This window comes from Aromatoleum anaerobium, from assembly GCF_012910705.2.
In the GTDB taxonomy this organism is placed as follows: domain Bacteria; phylum Pseudomonadota; class Gammaproteobacteria; order Burkholderiales; family Rhodocyclaceae; genus Aromatoleum; species Aromatoleum anaerobium.
On record NZ_WTVG02000040.1, the window covers coordinates 451247 to 469976 of the forward strand.

The 18730-nt window shown below is 66.6% G+C and carries 16 protein-coding genes and 1 tRNA gene; 9 read left to right on the forward strand and 8 right to left on the reverse strand.

Features of this window, described 5'->3' with window-relative positions:
• Window positions 1–42 precede the first annotated feature (42 nt).
• The 5 genes from GO606_RS17625 to GO606_RS17645 form a co-directional block, all read right to left on the reverse strand.
• Window positions 43–390 (reverse strand): Na+/H+ antiporter subunit C, encoded by a 348-nt coding sequence (locus GO606_RS17625; protein ID WP_169119123.1) that lies wholly within the window; start codon window positions 388–390, stop codon window positions 43–45.
• Complete coding sequence (locus GO606_RS17630; RefSeq protein WP_169119122.1) at window positions 390–3290, reverse strand: monovalent cation/H+ antiporter subunit A; 2901 nt, start codon at window positions 3288–3290, stop codon at window positions 390–392. Before GO606_RS17630 ends, GO606_RS17625 begins: the two co-directional genes overlap by 1 nt.
• Window positions 3291–3417: 127 nt before the next feature.
• Window positions 3418–3494, reverse strand: a tRNA-Arg gene (locus GO606_RS17635).
• A gap of 211 nt (window positions 3495–3705) precedes the next feature.
• Complete coding sequence (locus GO606_RS17640) at window positions 3706–4593, reverse strand: cache domain-containing protein (protein WP_169119121.1); 888 nt, start codon at window positions 4591–4593, stop codon at window positions 3706–3708.
• A 119-nt stretch (window positions 4594–4712) separates the two neighbouring features.
• Window positions 4713–6401 carry an alpha-glucosidase gene (locus GO606_RS17645; protein ID WP_169119120.1) on the reverse strand — a complete coding sequence of 563 codons (1689 nt, stop codon included), beginning with the start codon at window positions 6399–6401 and terminating at the stop codon, window positions 4713–4715.
• Window positions 6402–6564: 163 nt separating this feature from the next.
• Between GO606_RS17645 and GO606_RS17650 the strand changes: the two genes are divergently transcribed.
• On the forward strand, window positions 6565–7560 hold the full coding sequence (locus tag GO606_RS17650) for a glucokinase (protein WP_169119119.1): 996 nt from the start codon (window positions 6565–6567) through the stop codon (window positions 7558–7560).
• Between the two features lie 36 nt (window positions 7561–7596).
• On the opposite strand, the gene GO606_RS17655 is transcribed toward GO606_RS17650, so the two are convergent.
• The 3 genes from GO606_RS17655 to GO606_RS17665 form a co-directional block, all read right to left on the reverse strand.
• On the reverse strand, window positions 7597–8451 hold the full coding sequence (locus GO606_RS17655; RefSeq protein WP_169119118.1) for a metallophosphoesterase family protein: 855 nt from the start codon (window positions 8449–8451) through the stop codon (window positions 7597–7599).
• On the reverse strand, window positions 8451–9434 hold the full coding sequence (locus tag GO606_RS17660) for a diacylglycerol/lipid kinase family protein (RefSeq protein WP_169119117.1): 984 nt from the start codon (window positions 9432–9434) through the stop codon (window positions 8451–8453). Before GO606_RS17660 ends, GO606_RS17655 begins: the two co-directional genes overlap by 1 nt.
• A 91-nt stretch (window positions 9435–9525) precedes the next feature.
• A complete protein-coding gene (locus tag GO606_RS17665) occupies window positions 9526–10029 on the reverse strand; it encodes an inorganic diphosphatase (RefSeq protein WP_169119116.1) in 504 nt (167 codons plus the stop codon).
• Between the two features lie 168 nt (window positions 10030–10197).
• Here GO606_RS17665 and trmA point away from each other — a divergent pair, with 168 nt between their 5' ends.
• From trmA to GO606_RS17705, 8 genes are all read left to right on the forward strand, one after another.
• A complete protein-coding gene (gene trmA / locus GO606_RS17670) occupies window positions 10198–11298 on the forward strand; it encodes a tRNA (uridine(54)-C5)-methyltransferase TrmA (protein ID WP_169119115.1) in 1101 nt (366 codons plus the stop codon).
• A gap of 47 nt (window positions 11299–11345) precedes the next feature.
• The gene (locus GO606_RS17675; RefSeq protein ID WP_211166697.1) at window positions 11346–12347 is read left to right on the forward strand and encodes an AI-2E family transporter; all 1002 of its coding nucleotides are present in this window, start codon (window positions 11346–11348) and stop codon (window positions 12345–12347) included.
• 75 nt (window positions 12348–12422) lie between these two features.
• Window positions 12423–13637 carry an amino acid aminotransferase gene (locus GO606_RS17680; protein ID WP_169120426.1) on the forward strand — a complete coding sequence of 405 codons (1215 nt, stop codon included), beginning with the start codon at window positions 12423–12425 and terminating at the stop codon, window positions 13635–13637.
• Window positions 13638–13738: 101 nt separating this feature from the next.
• Entirely contained in the window at window positions 13739–14725 is a 987-nt protein-coding gene (locus GO606_RS17685; protein ID WP_169120424.1) for a zinc-dependent alcohol dehydrogenase family protein, read from the forward strand.
• Window positions 14726–14839: 114 nt separating this feature from the next.
• Window positions 14840–15100: a PepSY domain-containing protein gene (locus GO606_RS17690; protein WP_169120422.1), complete on the forward strand. Its 261-nt coding sequence runs from the start codon at window positions 14840–14842 to the stop codon at window positions 15098–15100.
• A 73-nt stretch (window positions 15101–15173) separates the two neighbouring features.
• The gene (locus GO606_RS17695; protein ID WP_169120420.1) at window positions 15174–15728 is read left to right on the forward strand and encodes a cytochrome b/b6 domain-containing protein; all 555 of its coding nucleotides are present in this window, start codon (window positions 15174–15176) and stop codon (window positions 15726–15728) included.
• The gene (locus GO606_RS17700; RefSeq protein WP_246979719.1) at window positions 15725–17806 is read left to right on the forward strand and encodes an LTA synthase family protein; all 2082 of its coding nucleotides are present in this window, start codon (window positions 15725–15727) and stop codon (window positions 17804–17806) included. The genes GO606_RS17695 and GO606_RS17700 overlap by 4 nt, the downstream gene beginning before the upstream one ends.
• A 179-nt stretch (window positions 17807–17985) precedes the next feature.
• The gene (locus GO606_RS17705) at window positions 17986–18729 is read left to right on the forward strand and encodes a glycosyltransferase family 2 protein (RefSeq protein WP_169120418.1); all 744 of its coding nucleotides are present in this window, start codon (window positions 17986–17988) and stop codon (window positions 18727–18729) included.
• Window position 18730 lies beyond the last annotated feature (1 nt).

An 18730-nucleotide genomic window follows, 5' to 3' on the forward strand; every position in this document is an offset into this window, starting at 1 on the left:
GGTCGAGCCGGCGGGGTAAGGCAGCGACACGCATCGGCTTCGTCATTCCTGCTCCGGCTCCCGTCCGTCGACGTGGTCGGTGCCCGTCAATCCGCGCGACGCGAGCAGCACGACGAGGAACAGCGCGGTCGTCGCGAAACCGATGACGATCGCCGTCAGCACCAGCGCCTGCGGCAGCGGATCGGCGTAAAACGCGGGATTGCTGCCGAAGGACGGCACGATCACCGGCGCGCGGCCGAGATTGAGCCGCCCCATGCTGAAAATGAACAGGTTCACCGCATATGCCAGCAGCGACAGGCCGATGATGACCTGGAAGGTGCGGGGGCGCAGCAGCAGGTACACGCCGGAGCCGCCCATGATCCCGATCGCCAGTGCGAGGACGATTTCCATCAGACGAATCCTCCGCGCGCGAGCATCGCCTTGCGATGGTGGCTGCGCAGCGACTGGTGCGCGAGCGCGACCAGCATCAGCACCGTCGCCCCGACGACGAGCATGTAGACCCCGAGATCGAACAGCAGCACCGTCGACAGATGGATTTCACCCAGCAGCGGCAGCTCGCCGTGCCAGGACCGGCTCGACAGGAACGGCTCGCCGGCAAGCCACGCGCCGCCCCCGGCGGTTCCCGCGCCGAGCAGCCCGAGCGCGATCCAGTACTGGGGATGGATGCGCAGGCGCGACTCCACCCACACGGTGCCGCCGACGATGTATTGCAGGATCACCGCGGTCGCGAGCACGAGCCCGCCGACGAAGCCGCCGCCCGGCGCATTGTGCCCGCGCAGCAGGAAGAACAGCGACACCAGCGTCGCCAGCGGCAGGAGCAGGCGCACGATCACCGCCGGCAGCATCAGGTAGCCGTCCGGCAGCAGCGCCGCAGGGTCCGGCAGCCGCTCTTCACTGTCGCCGTCCGCTCCGTCCTGCTCGCTTTGCTGGCGCGGCAGCGCGACGCTCTCGGGCGCCGGGCGGAAGCGGCGCAGCAGCGCATACACGGTCAGCGCGACGATCCCGAGCACGGTGATTTCGCCGAAGGTGTCGAACCCCCGGAAATCGACGAGGATCACGTTCACGACGTTCAGGCCGCCGCCGTCCGGCAGCGCCCGTTCGACGAAGAACGGCGAGATGCCGTCGGTCGGGGGGCGGGTCAGGATGGCATAGGCGAGACCGGCGAGTCCGAGTCCCGCCGCGGTGGCGATGAGGGTGTCGCGGGCGCGGCGCACGCGCGTGCTCAGCGGCACCCGCTCGCCCAGGCGGAAGCGCTCGTCGCGCCGCGGCAGCCACCGCAGCCCGAGCAGGATCAGCACCGCCGTGACGACCTCGACGGTGAGTTGCGTGAGCGCGAGATCGGGCGCGGAGAACCAGACGAAGGTCAGGCTCGTCGCCAGCCCTGCGCCCCCGGACAGGATCAGCGCGGCGAAACGGTGATGCTTGGCCTGCCACGCGGCGGCGACCGCGCACGCCGCGCCGATGACCCACATCAGCACGAAAGCCGGGTGAGGAGGAAGGACCGGGCGCGTGCCCCACGACCACCCCGCGGTCAGTGCCGGATAAAGCGCGCCGACGACCGCGACCCCGACCACCAGCAGCAACTGCGTCTGCAGGCGACGCGAGGACAGCGCCCGCAGCGCACGCTCGGAACCCGACATGATTCCGGTCTGCGCCAGGTCGAACGCCCGCTTGCCGTCGAAGCGGCCGAACAGCGGCGCGCGGATCCCCGGATGGCGCCGCAGCAGAACGTGCAGCAGGATTCCCCCGGCAAGCGCGCTGAAGCTCATCAGCACCGGCAGGTTGAACCCGTGCCACATCGCGAGGCTGTAGGCAGGCGCATCGGCGCCGAGGATCGCGGTCGTCGCCGTCTTCAGGAACGGGCCGACGGTGTGCGCCGGAAAAACCCCGACCAACAGGCACATCAGCACCAGCAGCGCGCTCGGCAGCAGCATCCAGCGCGTCGGTTCGTGCGGCGCGCGCGGCAGGTCGGTGGCCTGCGGGCCGAGGAAGACCTCGGCGATGAAGCGCAGCGAATAGGCGACGCTGAACATCCCCGCGACCGTCGCCGCAAGCGGCAGTCCGATCCGCTGCACGTCGGGGCGCTGCAGGAAGACGGTTTCGGAGAAGAACATCTCCTTCGACAGGAAACCGTTGAGCAGCGGCACGCCGGCCATCGACGCGGCGGCGACGAACGCCAGTGTCGCGGTGATCGGCATCGCACGGTAAAGACCGGACAGGCGCTTCAGGTTACGCGTACCGGTCTCGTGGTCGACGATGCCGGCCGCCATGAACAGCGAAGCCTTGAACGCGGCGTGATTGACGATGTGAAACACCGCGGCGACCAGCGCCAGTTGCGTGTTCATCCCGAGCAGCAGCGTGATGAGACCGAGATGGCTGATCGTCGAGTACGCCAGCACGCCTTTCATGTCCTCCTGGAACATCGCCAGGTAGGCGCCGATCACCAGCGAGCACAAGCCGGCGCCGCCGACGATCCAGAACCAGGCGTCAGTCCCGGAGAGCACGGGCCACAGCCGCGCCAGCAGGAACACCCCGGCCTTGACCATGGTCGCCGAATGCAGATAGGCCGAAACCGGCGTCGGCGCCGCCATCGCGTGCGGCAGCCAGAAATGGAACGGGAACTGCGCGCTCTTCGTCAGCGCGCCGAACGCGATCAGCCCGAGCACGGCCGGATACCAGGGATGCGACCGGATCACCGCCGCCGAATCGAGCACGATGTCCAGGTCGTAGCTTCCCGCCATATGGCCGAGCAGGAGCACGCCACCCAGCAGCGAAAGTCCGCCTGCTGCCGTGACGGTGAGCGCCATGCGCGCGCCCCGGCGAGCGTCCACGCGATGATGCCAGTACGCGATGAGCATGAACGAGGCGAGGCTCGTCAGCTCCCAGAACATCGTCATCTGGATCAGGTTGCCCGACAGCACCACGCCGAGCATCGCGCCCATGAACGCGAGAAAGAAGGAGAAGAACCGCGGCACCGGGTCGGCCGGCGACATGTAATAGCGCGCATACACGACGACGAGGGTGCCCATCGCGGCGACCAGCATCGCGAACAGCCACGCGAAGCCGTCGAGCCGCAGCGAGAAGCTCAGGCCGAGTTCCGGCGCCCACGGCAGCGACGCACGCACGACGCCTCCGTCGGAAACCTGCGGATACAGGCTCGCGGTCAGCAGGGTCGACGCGAGCGCCACCAGCCCGGCGAGCCATGCTTCGGCATTGCGGGCGTTCGACGGGAGGAAGGCGGCGCACAGGCTGCCGGCGAACGGCAGCAGTATGATCAGGAGCAGAGTCATTTTGCTCCAATGCTAACCGTAATGGCGCGTCCCTGCGAACCCCATGCCGTAATGCTAAAAGGACGGTTTCGCAGAAACGCACAAGCAAAAAGGCCAGTCTTTCGACTGGCCTTTTTGCCTGAATCCGTGGCGCGCCCGGAGAGATTCGAACTCCCTACCCCTTGGTTCGTAGCCAAGTACTCTATCCAGATGAGCTACGGGCGCTTTGTGAAGAAGCGAGATTCTAACAGGTCTCGCTGCTGCGTCAACCACCTCGCGGTATTTTTTCGGAATCACCGTAATTTCATCGAAAATCCTGTTGAATCATCGATTTGGTTAAGCTTTCCCGCTCTTGCGAGCTACCGCGAGACGCCGCAGGCCGGCATTATGGGCATGCCCGTCGCGCGACGCAAGCATTTTTGCTGGCCGGCGCGGCTCAGCGCGTGTAATAGCCCACGCCGACGATCTTGTCGCCGACCTTGCGGAAAAAGCTGTGTTTCGACTCGAGCTTTTCCGTCAGCGGATTGCGCCAGGCGTAATCGAGCTCCCCTTCGCCCTTGCGCCCGACGATATTCAGCATGTCGGTGACGATGGCCTTGCCTTTCGGGTCGCGCAGCGCGCTGCCGTCGGTGCCGACCATCGCGGGAGAACCGCCGTGGGCGACGAAGCGCCGGGTCGGGATATCGATGACGAAGACGTAGAGATCGTCCTGGATGAAACCGCCGTCGACCGCGTTGAACGCGTCCAGCGCGGTGTCGCCCTTGTCGTTCAGCGCGGTGACGGCGCGCTCGAGCAGGCCTTTCGCCTGCTCGGCGGTGGCGCGCGGCGTGTAGTAGCCGACGGCGATGATGCGGTCGTTCACTTTCTCGAACAGGGTAACCTTCGGCTCAACGCGGTTATCGACGCGGTTGAGCCAGCGGTACTCGATGCGGCCATGGCCGGTCTTCGCCGCGGTGTCGAGCATGTCGCGGAAAAACGCCTTGCCCGAGACATCCTTCATCGTCGCGACGTTGCGTCCGACCAGCGCGACGGACGGTCCGCCGCTCGCGAGCATTTCGCCGTCCATGCTCAGCACATAGACATAAAGCTCCTTGTCGCTGAACGCCGGCGATCGATTGAAATCGGCCAGCGCGGCTTCGCCCTTCTCGCGATAGTGCGCGACGGCCTTCTCGAGCAGGCGGCGGCTGCGGTTCTCGTCGGCGCGCTGGACGAGATCGGCCTGGGCAGCCGGAGCGGTTGCGGCGGATGCGGGTGCGGCCGCGTGGGCCGCCGGAAACGCGAGGCTGCACAGGCACAGGGAAGCGATGCGAAGAGTTGTTTTCATGGCGCGGAATTAGTTTCAGTAATGATTGGATGCACAAAAATTATCGGATATGACGATGATTGTCGACACATGCTCGTCGCGCGACTCCCGGCGCCTTCCGCAGCGCCACCCGCGTTAGGTCAGCCGAGGCGGTACACGCGCGCCTCGTACGGCCTGAGCAAAAGACTCTCGGTCGGGGCGTGCGGCTCGACCGGCTGGTTCGCGAGCAGCAATCCGCCGTCGTCCAGCGGCAGGCCCGGCTGGTGATATCGGGCTTCGTCACGCGTCATGTTCGTGATGATCACATAGCGCCGAGCGTCGTGCGTGCGCGTGTAGGCGTACACCTGCGCATCGCCCTCCATCAGGAGCTCGTAGTGGCCATGGACGAGCCCCGGCTCGCGTTTGCGCAGCGCCATGAGGCGGCGGTAATGGTTCAGCACCGACGCCGGGTCGCGCTCCTGCAGCTCGGCGTTGATCTCGTTGAAGTTCGGATTGACCCGCAACCACGGCGTGCCGGGGCTGAATCCGGCGTTCGCCGACCCGTCCCACTGCATCGGCGTGCGCGCGTTGTCGCGCGAGACGATCGCCAGCAGGTCGATGATGTCACGCTCGGCGAGCCCTTCGCGCTTCATCAGCGCGAAGCGGTTCTTCGTCAGGACGTCGTTGAAATCGTCGATCGCCGCAAAGCGGCTGTTCGTCATGCCGAGCTCCTGCCCCTGGTAGATGAACGGCGTGCCCTGCATCAGGAAATACATCGTCGCCAGCGCGGTCGCGCTCTCGCGCCAGTAGCGGCCGGTGTCGCCCCAGCGCGAAACGACCCGTGGCAGGTCGTGGTTTTCGAGGAACAGCGCATTCCAGCCGATGCCTTCGAGGCTCTTCTGCCATTTCGTCAGCACCGCCTTGAGCGCCGGAAGGTCGAGCCCGTTGCGCGGCGCCTTCTTCCATAGCGCGGAGTGCTCGAACTGGAAGATCATGTTGAGCCGCCGGTGCTCCTCGCCGACCCAAGCTCTGGCCTGCTCCGGCGACACGCCATTGGCTTCGCCGACGGTCATCACGTCGTAGTGGTCGAAGGTGTGGCGGCACAACTCGTCCAGGTAGTCGAGCACGCCATCGACGTTCATATGCTTCTCGAACGAGGGCACGTAATCGAGGCCATGCGGATTCGGCATGTCGGGCAGGCCCGGCTCCTTTTTCTTGTGGCTGACGGCGTCGAGCCGGAAACCGTCGACGCCCTTGTCGAGCCACCAGCGGACCATTTCGTAGATCGCGGTCCGCACTTCCGGGTTGTCCCAGTTCAGGTCCGGCTGGCGCTCCGAGAACAGGTGCAGGAAATACTGGCCGGTCTCGTCATCGTGTTTCCACGCCGAGCCCTTGAAGATGCTCTCCCAGTTGTTCGGCTCGCGCCCGTCCTTGCCGTCGCGCCACAGGTACCAATCGCGCTTCGGATTGTTCCGTGACGAGCGCGACTCGAGGAACCACGGATGCGCGTCGCTGGTGTGGTTCGCGACGAGATCGAGGATCAGCCGCATACCGCGGCGGTGGACTTCGGCGAGCAGGCGGTCGAAATCCGCCATCGTGCCGAACTCGTCCATGATCGCCCGGTAGTCGCTGATGTCGTACCCGTTGTCATCGTTCGGCGACTTGAACACCGAGCAGATCCAGATCACGTCGACGCCGAGCGATTTCACGTAATCGAGCCGCGCGGTGATGCCGTTCAGGTCGCCGATCCCGTCGCCGTTCGAATCCATGAAGCTGCGCGGATAGATCTGATACACGACGGCTTCCTTCCACCATGCCCTGCCCGCCGCGTTGTCGCCTGCCGTCCTCATCCGTACTTCTCCCCGCTGTTCAGTGTCGAATCGCCAATTGTCGCAGTTCCAGCCCGCTCCGCGGTTGCCGCGTGTGAGCCGCCTGCGGGCCGGGCGGCAAGGTGGACACTTTTTCGCGCGGCGGGCACTCTCCCGATTCTGTCCATCCGCTTCGCTCGCCCTGATGTCCACTGGCTGCTCCGACACCTACCCCCGGCTGATCGGCGATATCGGCGGCACGCACGCCCGCTTTGCCGTCATCGACTCGCCCGGCAGCCCGCCGACGCGCTTTCGCACGCTGTGCTGCGACGATCACGCCGGCCTCCTCGAGGCCGTCCGGGCTTACCTGCTGCCGGAACGGGGGCTTGCCGGTCCGCGTGTCGCCGCGTTCGGCATCGCCAATCCGGTCGAGGGCGATCGGGTGCAGATGACGAATCACGACTGGTCGTTTTCGATCGAGCAGCTGCGCACGGATCTCGGGCTCGCGCGGCTCGTGGTCCTCAACGACTTCACCGCGCTGGCGCTGTCGCTGCCCCGGCTGCAAGCCGGTGAACGGCGTCAGATCGGCGGCGGCCACGAGCGCGCCGGGCGGCCGGTCGCACTGATCGGGCCGGGGACCGGCCTCGGCGTGTCGGGACTGGTGCGCTGCGGCAACGGCTACGCGCCGCTCGAAGGCGAAGGCGGGCACGTCACGCTGGCGGCGTCCACGCCACGCGAAGCGGAGCTCATCGCGGTGCTCGCCGCGCGCTTCGGCCACGTGTCGGCCGAGCGGGCGCTGTCGGGACCGGGGCTGATCGCCCTGCACGACGCGATCCGGCAGCTCGCGGGCGCCCCGCCGCTGGCCCTCGAAGCGGACGAGATCAGCGCCCGGGCGATGGCCGCGAGCTGTCCGTGGTGCGCCGAAGCGCTGCAGGTCTTCTGCGCGATGCTCGGCACCGTCGCCGGCGACCTCGCGCTGACGCTCGGCGCATTCGGCGGCGTGTATATCGGCGGGGGAATCGTGCCGAAGCTCGGCGAATTCTTCGATCGATCGGATTTTCGCCGGCGCTTCGAACAGAAAGGGCGGTTCTCGGACTACCTCGCGCGGATTCCCTGCTACGTCATCCTCGCCGAATATCCCGCACTGCTCGGCGCAGCGACGGCGCTCGACCACGCGCTTGCCGGCGAAACGGGCAACTGATCGGGCGAAAACGCCTGCGGCAATCGGCCGTGCCGCTCAACCCGCCAGCGGAACGGCGCCCTGCGACAGCAGGCTCCAGCCGGCTCCGGTGCACACCGCCTCGCGCCGCATCACAACCGTGAAACGCCCGATGCGGACGTCGTGATCCCGCTCTTCGATTTCGATGCGCCGCACGCCCGTCCGGCTGGCGCCCGGCTCGGGCGGCGCGAAATGCACCAGATTGTACGAATTGGGCCGGCCGTTGCGACGCCGCGTCGACATCGACGTGCCGGCCTGCAGCACCAGCGCCTCGCGAGAGCCGTCGCCGGTCGCCACACAGTACGGCAAATGGATGTGTCCACCGAGAAACAGGTCGGCGCCGGCTGCGATCCAGGCCGCGAGCGCCGCGTCGGCACCGCGCACGCGGTTGCGCCGGTCGGAAGGTTCGATGATCTCCAGCGGGTGGTGCAGCGCGACGACCTTGAAAGCCTCGCCGAGGGCGGCAAGCTGACGGGCGACCTCATCGACGAGCGGCGCCGGCAGTTCGCCATGCTTGTGGCGCAGCATGCGTGTCGAATTGACGCCGACGACGGCGACACGACGGCCCCGCCACAGCGGGGAAAGCGACGCGCAGATGTGGCGACGGTAATAGCGATAAGGCTCGGTGAAGCGGGTAACGAGGTCGAACAGCGGCAGATCGTGATTGCCGGGCAGCGCCAGCACCGGAAGCGGCGCGAGACTGTCGAGGAAGGTGCGTGCAGCGCGGAATTGCGCCTGCCGGGCGCGCTGCGTGATGTCGCCGGTCAGCACGATGAGGTCTGGCGCTTCGCGCAGCAGGTCCTCACGCAGCGCGTCGCGGACCGGCGCGTCCTCGGTGCCGAAATGCGGGTCCGAAATATGGGCGAGCCGCATCACGCGCGCACCTCGGGCACTGCCGGCACGAGGACCTGCAACGCCTCCGGCACCGATCTCACGACGAGCGGCAGCTCGCAGTCGATGAGTTCACCGTCGAGCGCGACGCGGATATGCCGCGTGCCCTCGTCGAGCCGCTCGATGTGCACCGTCAGCGCGCAATACTGGCGCAGGTTTTCGGCGGTTTCGAGGCGGGCCAGGGCGCCGCGCAGCACCAGCGCCAGCAGGTCGTGGCGGCCGACCTCCCGCAGCGCGAGCACCGCCAGTTCGCCGCGCGCAACGCACACCGCCTCGTCGAGGCCGAGCTGCTCCATCTGCAACGCGTTGCGGCCGAAGAACACCGTCAGCGTCGACAAGGTCAGCGGGTGGCCGTCGATCTGCAGCGCCAGGCGATATGGACGGTGCTCGCGCATCAGCGTGACGAGGCCGGAGACGAACGCGACGAAGCGGTTGCGCCCGAAGCGGCGCTTGTGCACTTCACGCCATTCGAGCAGGCGCCGGTACAGTCCGATGCTCGCGTTGTTGAGGAAGACCCTGCCATTGACCTCGCCGATCGCGACGCGGCGGATCGACCCCTCCACGACCACTTGCGCCGCGGCCGCCGGATCGAGCGGAATGCCGAGTTCGCGCGCGAAATAGTTGAAGGTGCCGAGCGGGATCACCGCGAACGGCAAATTGCGCGCGTACGCGACCGAAGCGACCGCGTTGAGCGTGCCATCGCCCCCAGCCGCTGCGAGGATGCCGGGCCGCCGCTCAGCCGCCCGACGAACGAGCGTGGACAGTTCCCGCGGCTGCTTCACGATCAGCAGCTCGACGTCGCGGCCGCTCGCGCTCAACACCTTCTCGATCGCCGCGCCGGCTTCGGACTTGTCCTCGCGGCCGGAGCCCGCATTCATCACGACGGTGATCGGCAACTGCCGCAGATCGGCGGCCGGCGGCGGCGCGGGAGGCAGCGGGTGAAGGGACTGTGGCTGGGTCAACATTTCCTCCCATACAGCCCGGCGATCGGGCAGTTCGGCTCGACGTAATGACGGCGCGCTGCGCCGGCAGTTCCGAAAACACACCGCTGCAAGATCAGAACCCGATCACCGGCCCGCTCCACATCCCGTCTCTTGGCCGCGCACGGCCGATTGCTTCGGCGGCTTCGCACCAGCCTTCGCAGGCGTTGCGCCCCGCCCGGCCCCGCCACAGGTTCAGCAGCCCCTTGCAGCGGGCGTAAAGATGAAAGAAACGCAGCACCGCGCGGCACTCGGTCGAACTCGGGCGATGCGCAGCGCACACCAGCTTGTCGTCGGTCATGCCGCGGTCCCTCAGGATCACCGCGCCCCAGGCCTTCGTCACCACCCGGCTGCCGAGCGGCAGGCGCGGCCCGAGCACGAGCGCGTCGAGCAGATCGCCTTCGCACCCGATGTAGGCCGGCACCGAGCCGTAATTGAACGGGCAGGGCAGCGGCGAGATGAAGTCGACGTGACCGGTCGAACCGCGTTTTACGAAGCTGCCTTTCGGAATCTCGATCAGGACTTCAAACTCCGGCGGCTCCTGATCGAGGAAAAAAGGACTCGAAGTTGCGTCGTTCATTGCGCAAGCCTACGCCGTTCCGGCGTGCCGCGACGGACAAGGGTATATTTCGTCCTCGGCCGAGGACCCGGACTAACGGGCATCGCGGCTTTTTCGTCGTTTCGCGCGCTTCGCCCGGAAACGGCCCTCACAGACACCGCAACACCCTTGGCAATACCCACGGATTTCATGCCCCTACCCGCCATCGACCCCGCCGAGTACGCGTCGCAGCTCGCGGACAAAGTGACGCAGTTCAAACAGGCTTTCGCACCCTTCGCCGTCCCCGAGCCGGCGGTCTTCCCCTCCGCGCCGCTGCACTACCGGCTGCGCGCCGAGTTCCGCATGTGGCACGACGGCGAGCGCGTCGATTATGCAATGTTCGACCCCGCCAAGCCGAAGCAGCCGATCGCGATCGAGCAGTTCGACATCGCCGACGAATCGATCTGTGCGGCGATGCCGCGCCTGCGCGAACGGCTGCAGGCGAGCGAAACCCTGAAGCGCCGCCTGTTCCAGGTCGAGTTTCTCGCCACGCTCAGCGGCGAGCTGATGATCAGCCTGATCTACCACCGGCCGCTCGACGAAAGCTGGGAAGCGGCGGCACGGGAACTGGCGGTCGAACTCGGCGTGCAGCTGATCGGGCGCAGCCGCAAGCAGAAGATCGTGCTGGAGCGCGACTGGGTGCTGGAACAGTTCGCGCTCGATGGCCGCGAGTTGCGATACAAGCAGATCGAAGGCAGCTTCACGCAGCCCAACGGCGGCGTAAACCGGCAGATGCTCGGCTGGGCCTGCGAACAGGCGCGCGGCTCCGGCGGCGACCTGCTGGAACTGTATTGCGGCAACGGCAACTTCACCGTCGCGCTGGCGCCGCTGTTCGAGCGAGTGCTGGCCACCGAAGTCAGCAAGACGTCGGTCGAGGCCGCGCACTACAACCTCGCCGCGAACGACATCGACAATGTCGCGATGGTGCGCATGTCGAGCGACGAGATCAGCGCCGCGCTCGTCCGCACGCGGGAATTCCGGCGCATGAAGGACGTGGACCTCGACGGCTACGGGTTCTCGACGCTGTTCGTCGATCCGCCGCGCAGCGGACTGGACGCGCCGACGGTCGAGCTCGCGCGCGGTTTCGACCGCATCCTGTACATCTCCTGCAACCCGCAGACCCTGCAGGAAAACGTCGCCGCGCTGCAGGCGACGCACGACATCGCCGGCGCCGCGGTGTTCGACCAGTTTCCGTACACCCGGCACCTGGAGTGCGGGTTGCTGCTGACGCGGCGTGGAGGCCGCGGATGAAGCGGACCGCGGCCAGCGCGCCCCGGCACTAGGGACCGGTTTCGATCTTGACCGAACGCTACGCGCTGATCGCCGCCTGGGTGCTGTCGGCGGTATCCCTTTTCCTGGTGCTGCGCCTGGACCTGCTGCCGGCGCTGCTGACCGGGCTGCTGGTTCACGAACTGGTCCATCTGCTCGCCCCGCGGCTGCCGAAGCAGCTCTCGGGGCGGCGGAGCAAGCCGGCGGCGCTGGTGCTGGTCGTGGGAGTCGCCACCATCGCGGTGGTGGCGATGGTCCTCGGCGTGGTCGCTTTTTTCCGCAGCGACGCGGGCGATCTCGCCAACCTGCTGACCCGCATGGCGGCGATCATCGAAGGGCTGCGCGAATCGGTGCCGCCATGGGTCGTCGACCACTTTCCGAACGGCGTCGATCCGATCAAGGAAGCGATCTCGCGCTGGCTGCGGGAACATGCAATCGAAGTCGGAGGCGTGGGCAAGGACGCGGGCGTCGTCATGGCCCACATCGTCGTCGGCCTGATCATCGGCGCCATGGTTTCGCTGCACGAGCTGCAGGCCGGCCAGGAATATGCGCCGCTCGCCCGCGCGCTGAGCGAGCGGGCCGGGCGGCTCGCCGACGCTTTCCGCCGCATCGTCTTCGCGCAGGTGAAGATTTCGGCCATCAATGCCTTCTTCACCGGACTGTACCTGCTGGCCGTGCTGCCGCTGCTCGGCGTGCAACTGCCGTTGGTCAAGACGATGATCGCGGTGACGTTCATCGCCGGCCTGCTGCCGATCATCGGCAACCTGATCTCGAACACCGTCATCATTGTCGTCAGCTTCGCCCATTCGCCGCAGGTCGCTCTCGGTTCGCTGGCGTTCCTGGTCAGCGTGCACAAGGCGGAATATTTCCTCAACGCGCGGATCGTCGGCGGCGAGATCCGCGCCAAGGCGTGGGAGCTGCTGCTGGCGATGCTGGTGATGGAGGCTGCTTTCGGCCTGCCCGGCGTCGTCGCGGCGCCGATCTTCTACGCCTACCTCAAGGACGAACTGCGCACCCGCGGGCTCGTTTGACTTGCGCGCGGCACCGGTCACGATAATCTCCCATCCCTCCCATCCCACCCACCACTGCAAAGGACCTGCTTTCCCATGTTCGAGCACGTCGACGCCTATCCCGGCGACCCCATCCTCTCCCTCGTCGAAACTTTCCACCGCGACCCGCGCCCGCAGAAAGTGAACCTCGGCATCGGGCTCTACTACGACGAAGAGGGCCGCATCCCGCTGCTCGGCTCGGTCGAGAAGGCCGAGGCGGCGCTGGCGGCGAGTCCGGCCCCGCGCCCCTACCTGCCGATGGAAGGGGCGGCCGACTATCGCGCCGCCGTGCAGAAACTCCTGTTCGGCGCGGACAGCGCGGCGCTGCGCGCCGGCCGCATCGCGACGATCCAGACGATCGGAGGCTCGGGCGCATTGAAGGTCGGCGCCGACCTGCTCAAGCGGTATTTTCCGGCGAGCGAAGTGTGGGTCAGCGACCCGACCTGGGACAACCATCGTTCGATCTTCGAGGGCGCCGGCATCGAAGTACACGACTACCCGTACTACGACGCGGCGAGCGGCGGCGTGCGCTTCGACGAGATGCTCGCGACGCTGCAGTCGCTGCCCGCGCAGAGCATCGTGCTGCTGCATCCGTGCTGCCATAATCCGACCGGCGTCGACCTGTCCAAAGCACAGTGGCAGGAAGTGATCGCGGTGGCAGCGTCGCGCCGGCTGATCCCGTTCCTCGACATCGCCTATCAGGGCTTCGGCGACAACCTCGACGACGACGCGTACGCGATCCGCGCGATGGCCGACGCCGGGGTGAGTTTCTTCGTCAGCAACTCGTTCTCGAAGAACCTGTCGTTCTACGGCGAGCGCTGCGGCGGCCTGTCGGTCGTGTGCCAGGATGCCGACGAAGCCGAACGCGTGCTCGGCCAGCTGAAATTCACCGTGCGCCGCAACTACTCGAGCCCGCCGGTGCACGGCGGCCGGGTCGCCGCGGCGGTCATGAACGACGCCGGACTGCACGAGGAGTGGGTCGGCGAGGTGCGCGGGATGCGCGAGCGCATCAAGGCGATGCGCCAGAAGCTCTACGAGGTGTTGAGCAGCGCCGTGCCGGGGCGCGATTTCAGCTATTTCATCCAGCAGCGCGGCATGTTCAGCTATACCGGCCTGACGCCTGCGCAGGTCGATCGCCTGCGCGAGGAGTTCGCCGTGTACGTCGTGCAGTCCGGTCGCATGTGCGTCGCCGGCCTCAATCGCGGCAACGTCGATTACGTCGCGAAAGCGATGGCCGCCGTGCTGCAGGAGCCCGGCACCGCCGCTGCCTGATCCTTTCCGCGCACCGCATGCGGACGCGCCGGCGCTCGTCGTCGCGTCGCGCGCTATGATTCCATTCGGGCCGATCAACCTGTCCTCGGGAGGAATCCGACATGCGCGCGATGGTTCTCGACGCTCCAAACACGCCCCTGCGGCTTGCGGAACTCCCGGTGCCGCAGCCGGGCGTCGGGGAAATTCTGCTGCGGGTCGAAGCGTGCGGGGTCTGCCGCACCGACCTGCACCTCGTCGACGGCGAACTTCCCGAGCCGCGGCTGCCAGTCATCCCGGGCCACGAGATTGTCGGGCGCGTCGTTGCGCTCGGCGCCGGGGCGAGCGGTTTCGCGCCCGGCCAGCGCGTCGGCGTACCGTGGCTCGGCCGGACCTGCGGCCATTGCGGATACTGCGCCGAAGGCCGCGAAAATCTCTGCGACGACGCACGCTTCACCGGTTACCAGCTGCCCGGCGGCTACGCCGAATACACCGTCGCCGACCAGCGCTTCTGCTTTGCGCTGCCGGACTCGCAACCCGCCGCCGAACTCGCGCCGCTGCTGTGCGCGGGCCTGATCGGCTACCGCGCGCTGAGCATGGCGGGCAGCGCGCAACACGTCGGCCTCTACGGTTTCGGCGCCGCGGCGCACATCCTGGCGCAGGTGCTCGCCTATCAGCGCCGGCCTTTCTACGCTTTCACGCGGGCCGGTGACGATGCGAGTCAGGCATTCGCGACAGAACTCGGCGCCGCGTGGGCCGGCGCCGCAGGCGAGAACGCGCCTGACGAACTCGACGCGGCGCTGATCTTCGCCCCCGCGGGCGAACTCGTGCCGGCGGCGCTGCGCCAGCTCAGAAAAGGCGGCACGGTCGTCTGCGCCGGCATTCACATGAGCGACATCCCCTCGTTTCCGTACGAAATTCTGTGGGGCGAGCGCGTCATCCGCTCGGTGGCGAACCTGACGCGTGAAGACGGCAGGCGTTTCCTCGAGATCGCCGCCGCAGCGCCGATCCATACCCATATCGAGCGCTTTCCGCTCGAACGCGCGAACGACGCGCTGCTCGCGCTGCGCCGCGGGCAGATACAGGGCGCGGCCGTCCTCGTGCCCGCCTGAATCCCGCCAAAGCGATTGCAACGCGGAACCGCAGTTCAGGTTTTGTTCATGTTCGCGCGTTTAAATTGCGTCCGTGCCCCGACCGGGGTACGCCAACGGAATCAGGACGCGCATATGAAAAAACTGCTCGCATCGACCGTCATTGCCCTTTCCGCCACCGCTGCCGTGGCTGGCCCGACCTGCGACGTGCCGCAGGAACAGTGGATGAAGGAATCCGACTTCAAGGCCCGCCTCGAAGCCCAGGGCTATCAGATCAAGACCTTCAAGGTGAGCAAGGGCAAGTGCTACGAAATCTACGGTTTCGACAAGGACGGCAAGAAGGTCGAGATCTACTTCGACCCCGCCACGGCGGCCGTACTTGAAACCAAGCGCTGAACGACGCGCTTTTCACGGCGTGCGGGACGGGCTCCCTCGCGGAGCCCGGCTCCCTGTCGACGAGAGGATGACGATGAGCCATTCCGATCCTGCCAGGGCGATTCGCGTCTGGGATCCGTTTGTGCGGGTGTTCCACTGGACACTGGTGTCCTGCGTATTCCTGAACTTCTTCGTCATCGACGACGGCGAGACGCTCCATGAGTGGACCGGCTATGCCGCAAGCGCGCTCGTCGGCGCCCGCATCGTGTGGGGATTCGTCGGCTCGCGACATGCGCGCTTTGCCGACTTCTTTCCGACCGTATCCACCATCCGGCATCACCTGCGCACGCTGGTTTCCGGCGAACCCGACTTCCACGCGGGCCACAATCCGCTGGGCGCAGTCATGATGCTCGCGCTGATGGCGCTTGTGCTGGGCCTCGGGGTCACCGGTTTCATGCAGGACCTGGACGCTTTCTGGGGCGAAGAATGGCTGCAGGATCTCCACGCAACCCTGGCCTCGACGCTGATCGGCCTGGCCGGACTGCACGCCGCGGCCGCCGTCTTCATGAGCCACCGCGAACGCACGAATCTCATCGGGGCAATGCTCACGGGAGTCAAAGTCCGTTCCGAGCCGAATCGGCGACGATGATGACACCCTCCATCTCGGCGCCGTGCCATCCCCTTCCCGAGCAGCAGCTTAACCGGCCGCCCACGCTCGGCTCCCATCTCGCATTCACGGCGCTGTGCGCAATCGCCTTGCTGCTGATGTTCGCCGCGCTGCGCATTGCGCTGCTCGTCTACAACCGGGCGCTGATCGGCGACACACCGATCGCAACCTTCGCCGAAGCTTTCCTGACCGGCCTGCGATTCGACCTGCGGCTCGTCGTGTATCTCTGCGCGCCGCTGATCCTGGCACTGGTGGCCGTGCGGGCGATGGCAGCGCGAAGGGCGCACAGGGTGTGGCTGACAGCGACGGCGAGCATTGCGCTGTTCCTCGGCCTGATCGAACTCGATTTCTACCGGGAATTCCACCAGCGCCTCAACAGCCTGGTCTTCCAGTACCTGCGTGAAGATCCGGCCACCGTGCTGAGCATGCTGTGGCACGGCTTCCCGGTGCTGCGCTACCTGGCGGCCTGGCTGCTGGCAAGCTGGGGGCTGTTCCGGCTCTTCGCCGTCATCGACCGGCTGACTGCGCCCCGGCGCGATGATTCCCGCGGTGCACGCCGCTTCGGCGCCACCCCGCGCTGGCTTGCGCTGGTGCTGTGCCTGGCGGTTTCGGTCGTAGCCGCACGCGGCACGCTGCGCCAGGGACCGCCGCTGCGCTGGGGCGACGCCTATACGACCGACTCGATGTTCGCGAACCAGCTCGGGCTCAACGGCACTCTCACTCTCGTCGCCGCGGCGAAGAGCCGCTTCTTCGAGTCCGAAGACAAGATGTGGAAAGCCTCGATGCCGCAGCACGAGGCAACCCGGATCGTGCGCAGCATGCTGCTGACCCCGGGCGACCGCCTCGTCGATGCCGAGAGCGCGAACATCCGCCGCGACGTCACTCCGCCTGCCGCCGGCACGTTGCCGATCCGCAATGTCGTCGTGATCCTGCTCGAGAGCTTCGCCGGGCATTACGTCGGCGCGCTCGGCAGCAAGGATGGCATCACGCCGCATTTCGACCGGCTCGCGCGCGAGGGCGTGCTGTTCACGCGCTTCTTCTCGAACGGCACGCACACCCACCAGGGCATGTTCGCGACGATGGCATGCTTCCCGAACCTGCCCGGCTTCGAATACCTGATGCAGATGCCCGAAGGGGGGCATCGTTTTTCCGGTCTCCCGCAGCTGCTGCGGGCGCGCGAATTCAACGACGTCTATGTGTATAACGGCGATTTCGCGTGGGACAACCAGTCCGGCTTTTTCAGCAACCAGGGCATGACGCGCTTCATCGGCCGAAACGACTACGTCAATCCGGTGGTTTCGGATCCGACTTGGGGGGTGTCGGACCAGGACATGTTCGACCGCGCGGCCGAGGAACTGCAGAAGAATCCTGCCGGAAAGCCGTTCTACGCGCTGCTGCAAACGCTGTCGAACCATACGCCGTACGCATTGCCGAAGACGCTGCCCGTGGAACCGGCTACCGGCCACGGTTCGCTCGACGAGCATCTGACCGCGATGCGCTATTCGGACTGGGCGCTCGGGCAGTTCTTCGAGAAAGCGCGCCAGTCAAAATATTTTCGCGACACCTTGTTCGTCATTGTCGGCGACCACGGCTTCGGCGCGGAGGAACAGATCACCGAGATGGACCTGCACCGCTTCAACGTTCCGCTGTTGCTGATCGGACCCGGCATCCAGCAGGCTTTCGGCACGCGGCGCGATACCGTCGGAACGCAGATCGACATCGTTCCGACGATCATGGGACGCTTCGGCGGCGAGGTGCGCCACCAGTGCTGGGGACGCGATCTGCTCAACCTGCCGGCAGGAGACGAAGGCATCGGCGTCATCAAGCCGTCGGGAAGCGACCAGACGGTCGCAATCCTCAGGGGAAGCCGCATCCTCGTCGAACCAAAGGGAATGGCGCCGCGGCTCTATGATTACCGGCTCGGCGACGCCCCCGGCAGCACGCGGGTGAACAACGCCGCGGACGAAGCGCAGCTGCGCAGCATGCTGCACGCGTTCGTGCAGACTGCTACGGAGAGCCTGCTCGGAAACACCGCGGGCGTGGCTACGCAAAGCCGGTGAGCCTGCAGCAGCCGGACCGGACCGATGCACAAGCCGGGTAAAATAATACCCCCGCATGAAGCCGGAAATTTCCTTGCGAAAAATTGCCCCGTCCCGGCCGGAATGTCGGACGTGCCTTCGTCGGCAGCTTGACACACCGATTGGCGGGGCAACAACCTGTGGTAACAATCGAGTCACCCATGCACGATAACGTTTATGTTTCCGTCCTGATTCCTGCGAGAAACGAAGCCGGCAACCTTGCGCCACTCCTGGAGGAAGTGCGCACTGCGCTCGCCGGCGAAGCCTACGAGGTCATCGTCGTGGATGACGGCAGCACCGACGGCAGCGCGTCCGAGCTGCGGGCGCTGAAAAGCGCCGGCTTCACCCAGCTGCGCATCCTCAGCCATCCCCGCTCGCTCGGGCAAAGCACGTCGCTCTACCACGCAGTGCTCGCTGCGCGCGGTCACTGGCTCGCAACGCTCGACGGCGACGGCCAGAACGACCCGGCCGACATTCCCGGCATGCTCGCGCTGGTGCGCGGCACCGAAGGCCGCCCCGGCGGCATCAAGCTGGTGGCGGGCCACCGCGTCAATCGCCGCGACACGGCCAGCAAGCGCTGGGCATCGCGCTTGGCCAACGGGCTGCGCAGCAGGCTGCTGAAGGATGCGACGCCCGATACCGGCTGCGGCCTCAAGCTCATCGAACGGGAAGCATTCCTGCGTCTGCCTTACTTCGATCACATGCATCGTTTCCTGCCGGCGCTGATCCAGCGCCACCACGGGCGGACGGTGGTTCATCCGGTCAATCACCGGCCGCGCAGAACCGGCACCTCCAAATACGGAAACCTCGACCGGGCGCTGGTCGGCATCCTCGACCTGTTCGGCGTGTGGTGGTTGATCAAGCGCACCCGCCTGGATGCGGTCGCGACCGAAACGGAGGGCTGAG

Coding starts and splice junctions, on each gene's coding strand:
- GO606_RS17660 (WP_169119117.1), bottom strand. CDS start 9,434: ATGTTGACCCAGCCACAGTCCCTTCACCCGCTGCCTCCCGCGCCGCCG.
- GO606_RS17685 (WP_169120424.1), top strand. CDS start 13,739: ATGCGCGCGATGGTTCTCGACGCTCCAAACACGCCCCTGCGGCTTGCG.
- GO606_RS17630 (WP_169119122.1), bottom strand. CDS start 3,290: ATGACTCTGCTCCTGATCATACTGCTGCCGTTCGCCGGCAGCCTGTGC.
- GO606_RS17650 (WP_169119119.1), top strand. CDS start 6,565: ATGTCCACTGGCTGCTCCGACACCTACCCCCGGCTGATCGGCGATATC.
- GO606_RS17690 (WP_169120422.1), top strand. CDS start 14,840: ATGAAAAAACTGCTCGCATCGACCGTCATTGCCCTTTCCGCCACCGCT.
- GO606_RS17645 (WP_169119120.1), bottom strand. CDS start 6,401: ATGAGGACGGCAGGCGACAACGCGGCGGGCAGGGCATGGTGGAAGGAA.
- trmA (WP_169119115.1), top strand. CDS start 10,198: ATGCCCCTACCCGCCATCGACCCCGCCGAGTACGCGTCGCAGCTCGCG.
- GO606_RS17665 (WP_169119116.1), bottom strand. CDS start 10,029: ATGAACGACGCAACTTCGAGTCCTTTTTTCCTCGATCAGGAGCCGCCG.
- GO606_RS17640 (WP_169119121.1), bottom strand. CDS start 4,593: ATGAAAACAACTCTTCGCATCGCTTCCCTGTGCCTGTGCAGCCTCGCG.
- GO606_RS17700 (WP_246979719.1), top strand. CDS start 15,725: ATGATGACACCCTCCATCTCGGCGCCGTGCCATCCCCTTCCCGAGCAG.
- GO606_RS17695 (WP_169120420.1), top strand. CDS start 15,174: ATGAGCCATTCCGATCCTGCCAGGGCGATTCGCGTCTGGGATCCGTTT.
- GO606_RS17625 (WP_169119123.1), bottom strand. CDS start 390: ATGGAAATCGTCCTCGCACTGGCGATCGGGATCATGGGCGGCTCCGGC.
- GO606_RS17655 (WP_169119118.1), bottom strand. CDS start 8,451: ATGCGGCTCGCCCATATTTCGGACCCGCATTTCGGCACCGAGGACGCG.
- GO606_RS17705 (WP_169120418.1), top strand. CDS start 17,986: ATGCACGATAACGTTTATGTTTCCGTCCTGATTCCTGCGAGAAACGAA.
- GO606_RS17680 (WP_169120426.1), top strand. CDS start 12,423: ATGTTCGAGCACGTCGACGCCTATCCCGGCGACCCCATCCTCTCCCTC.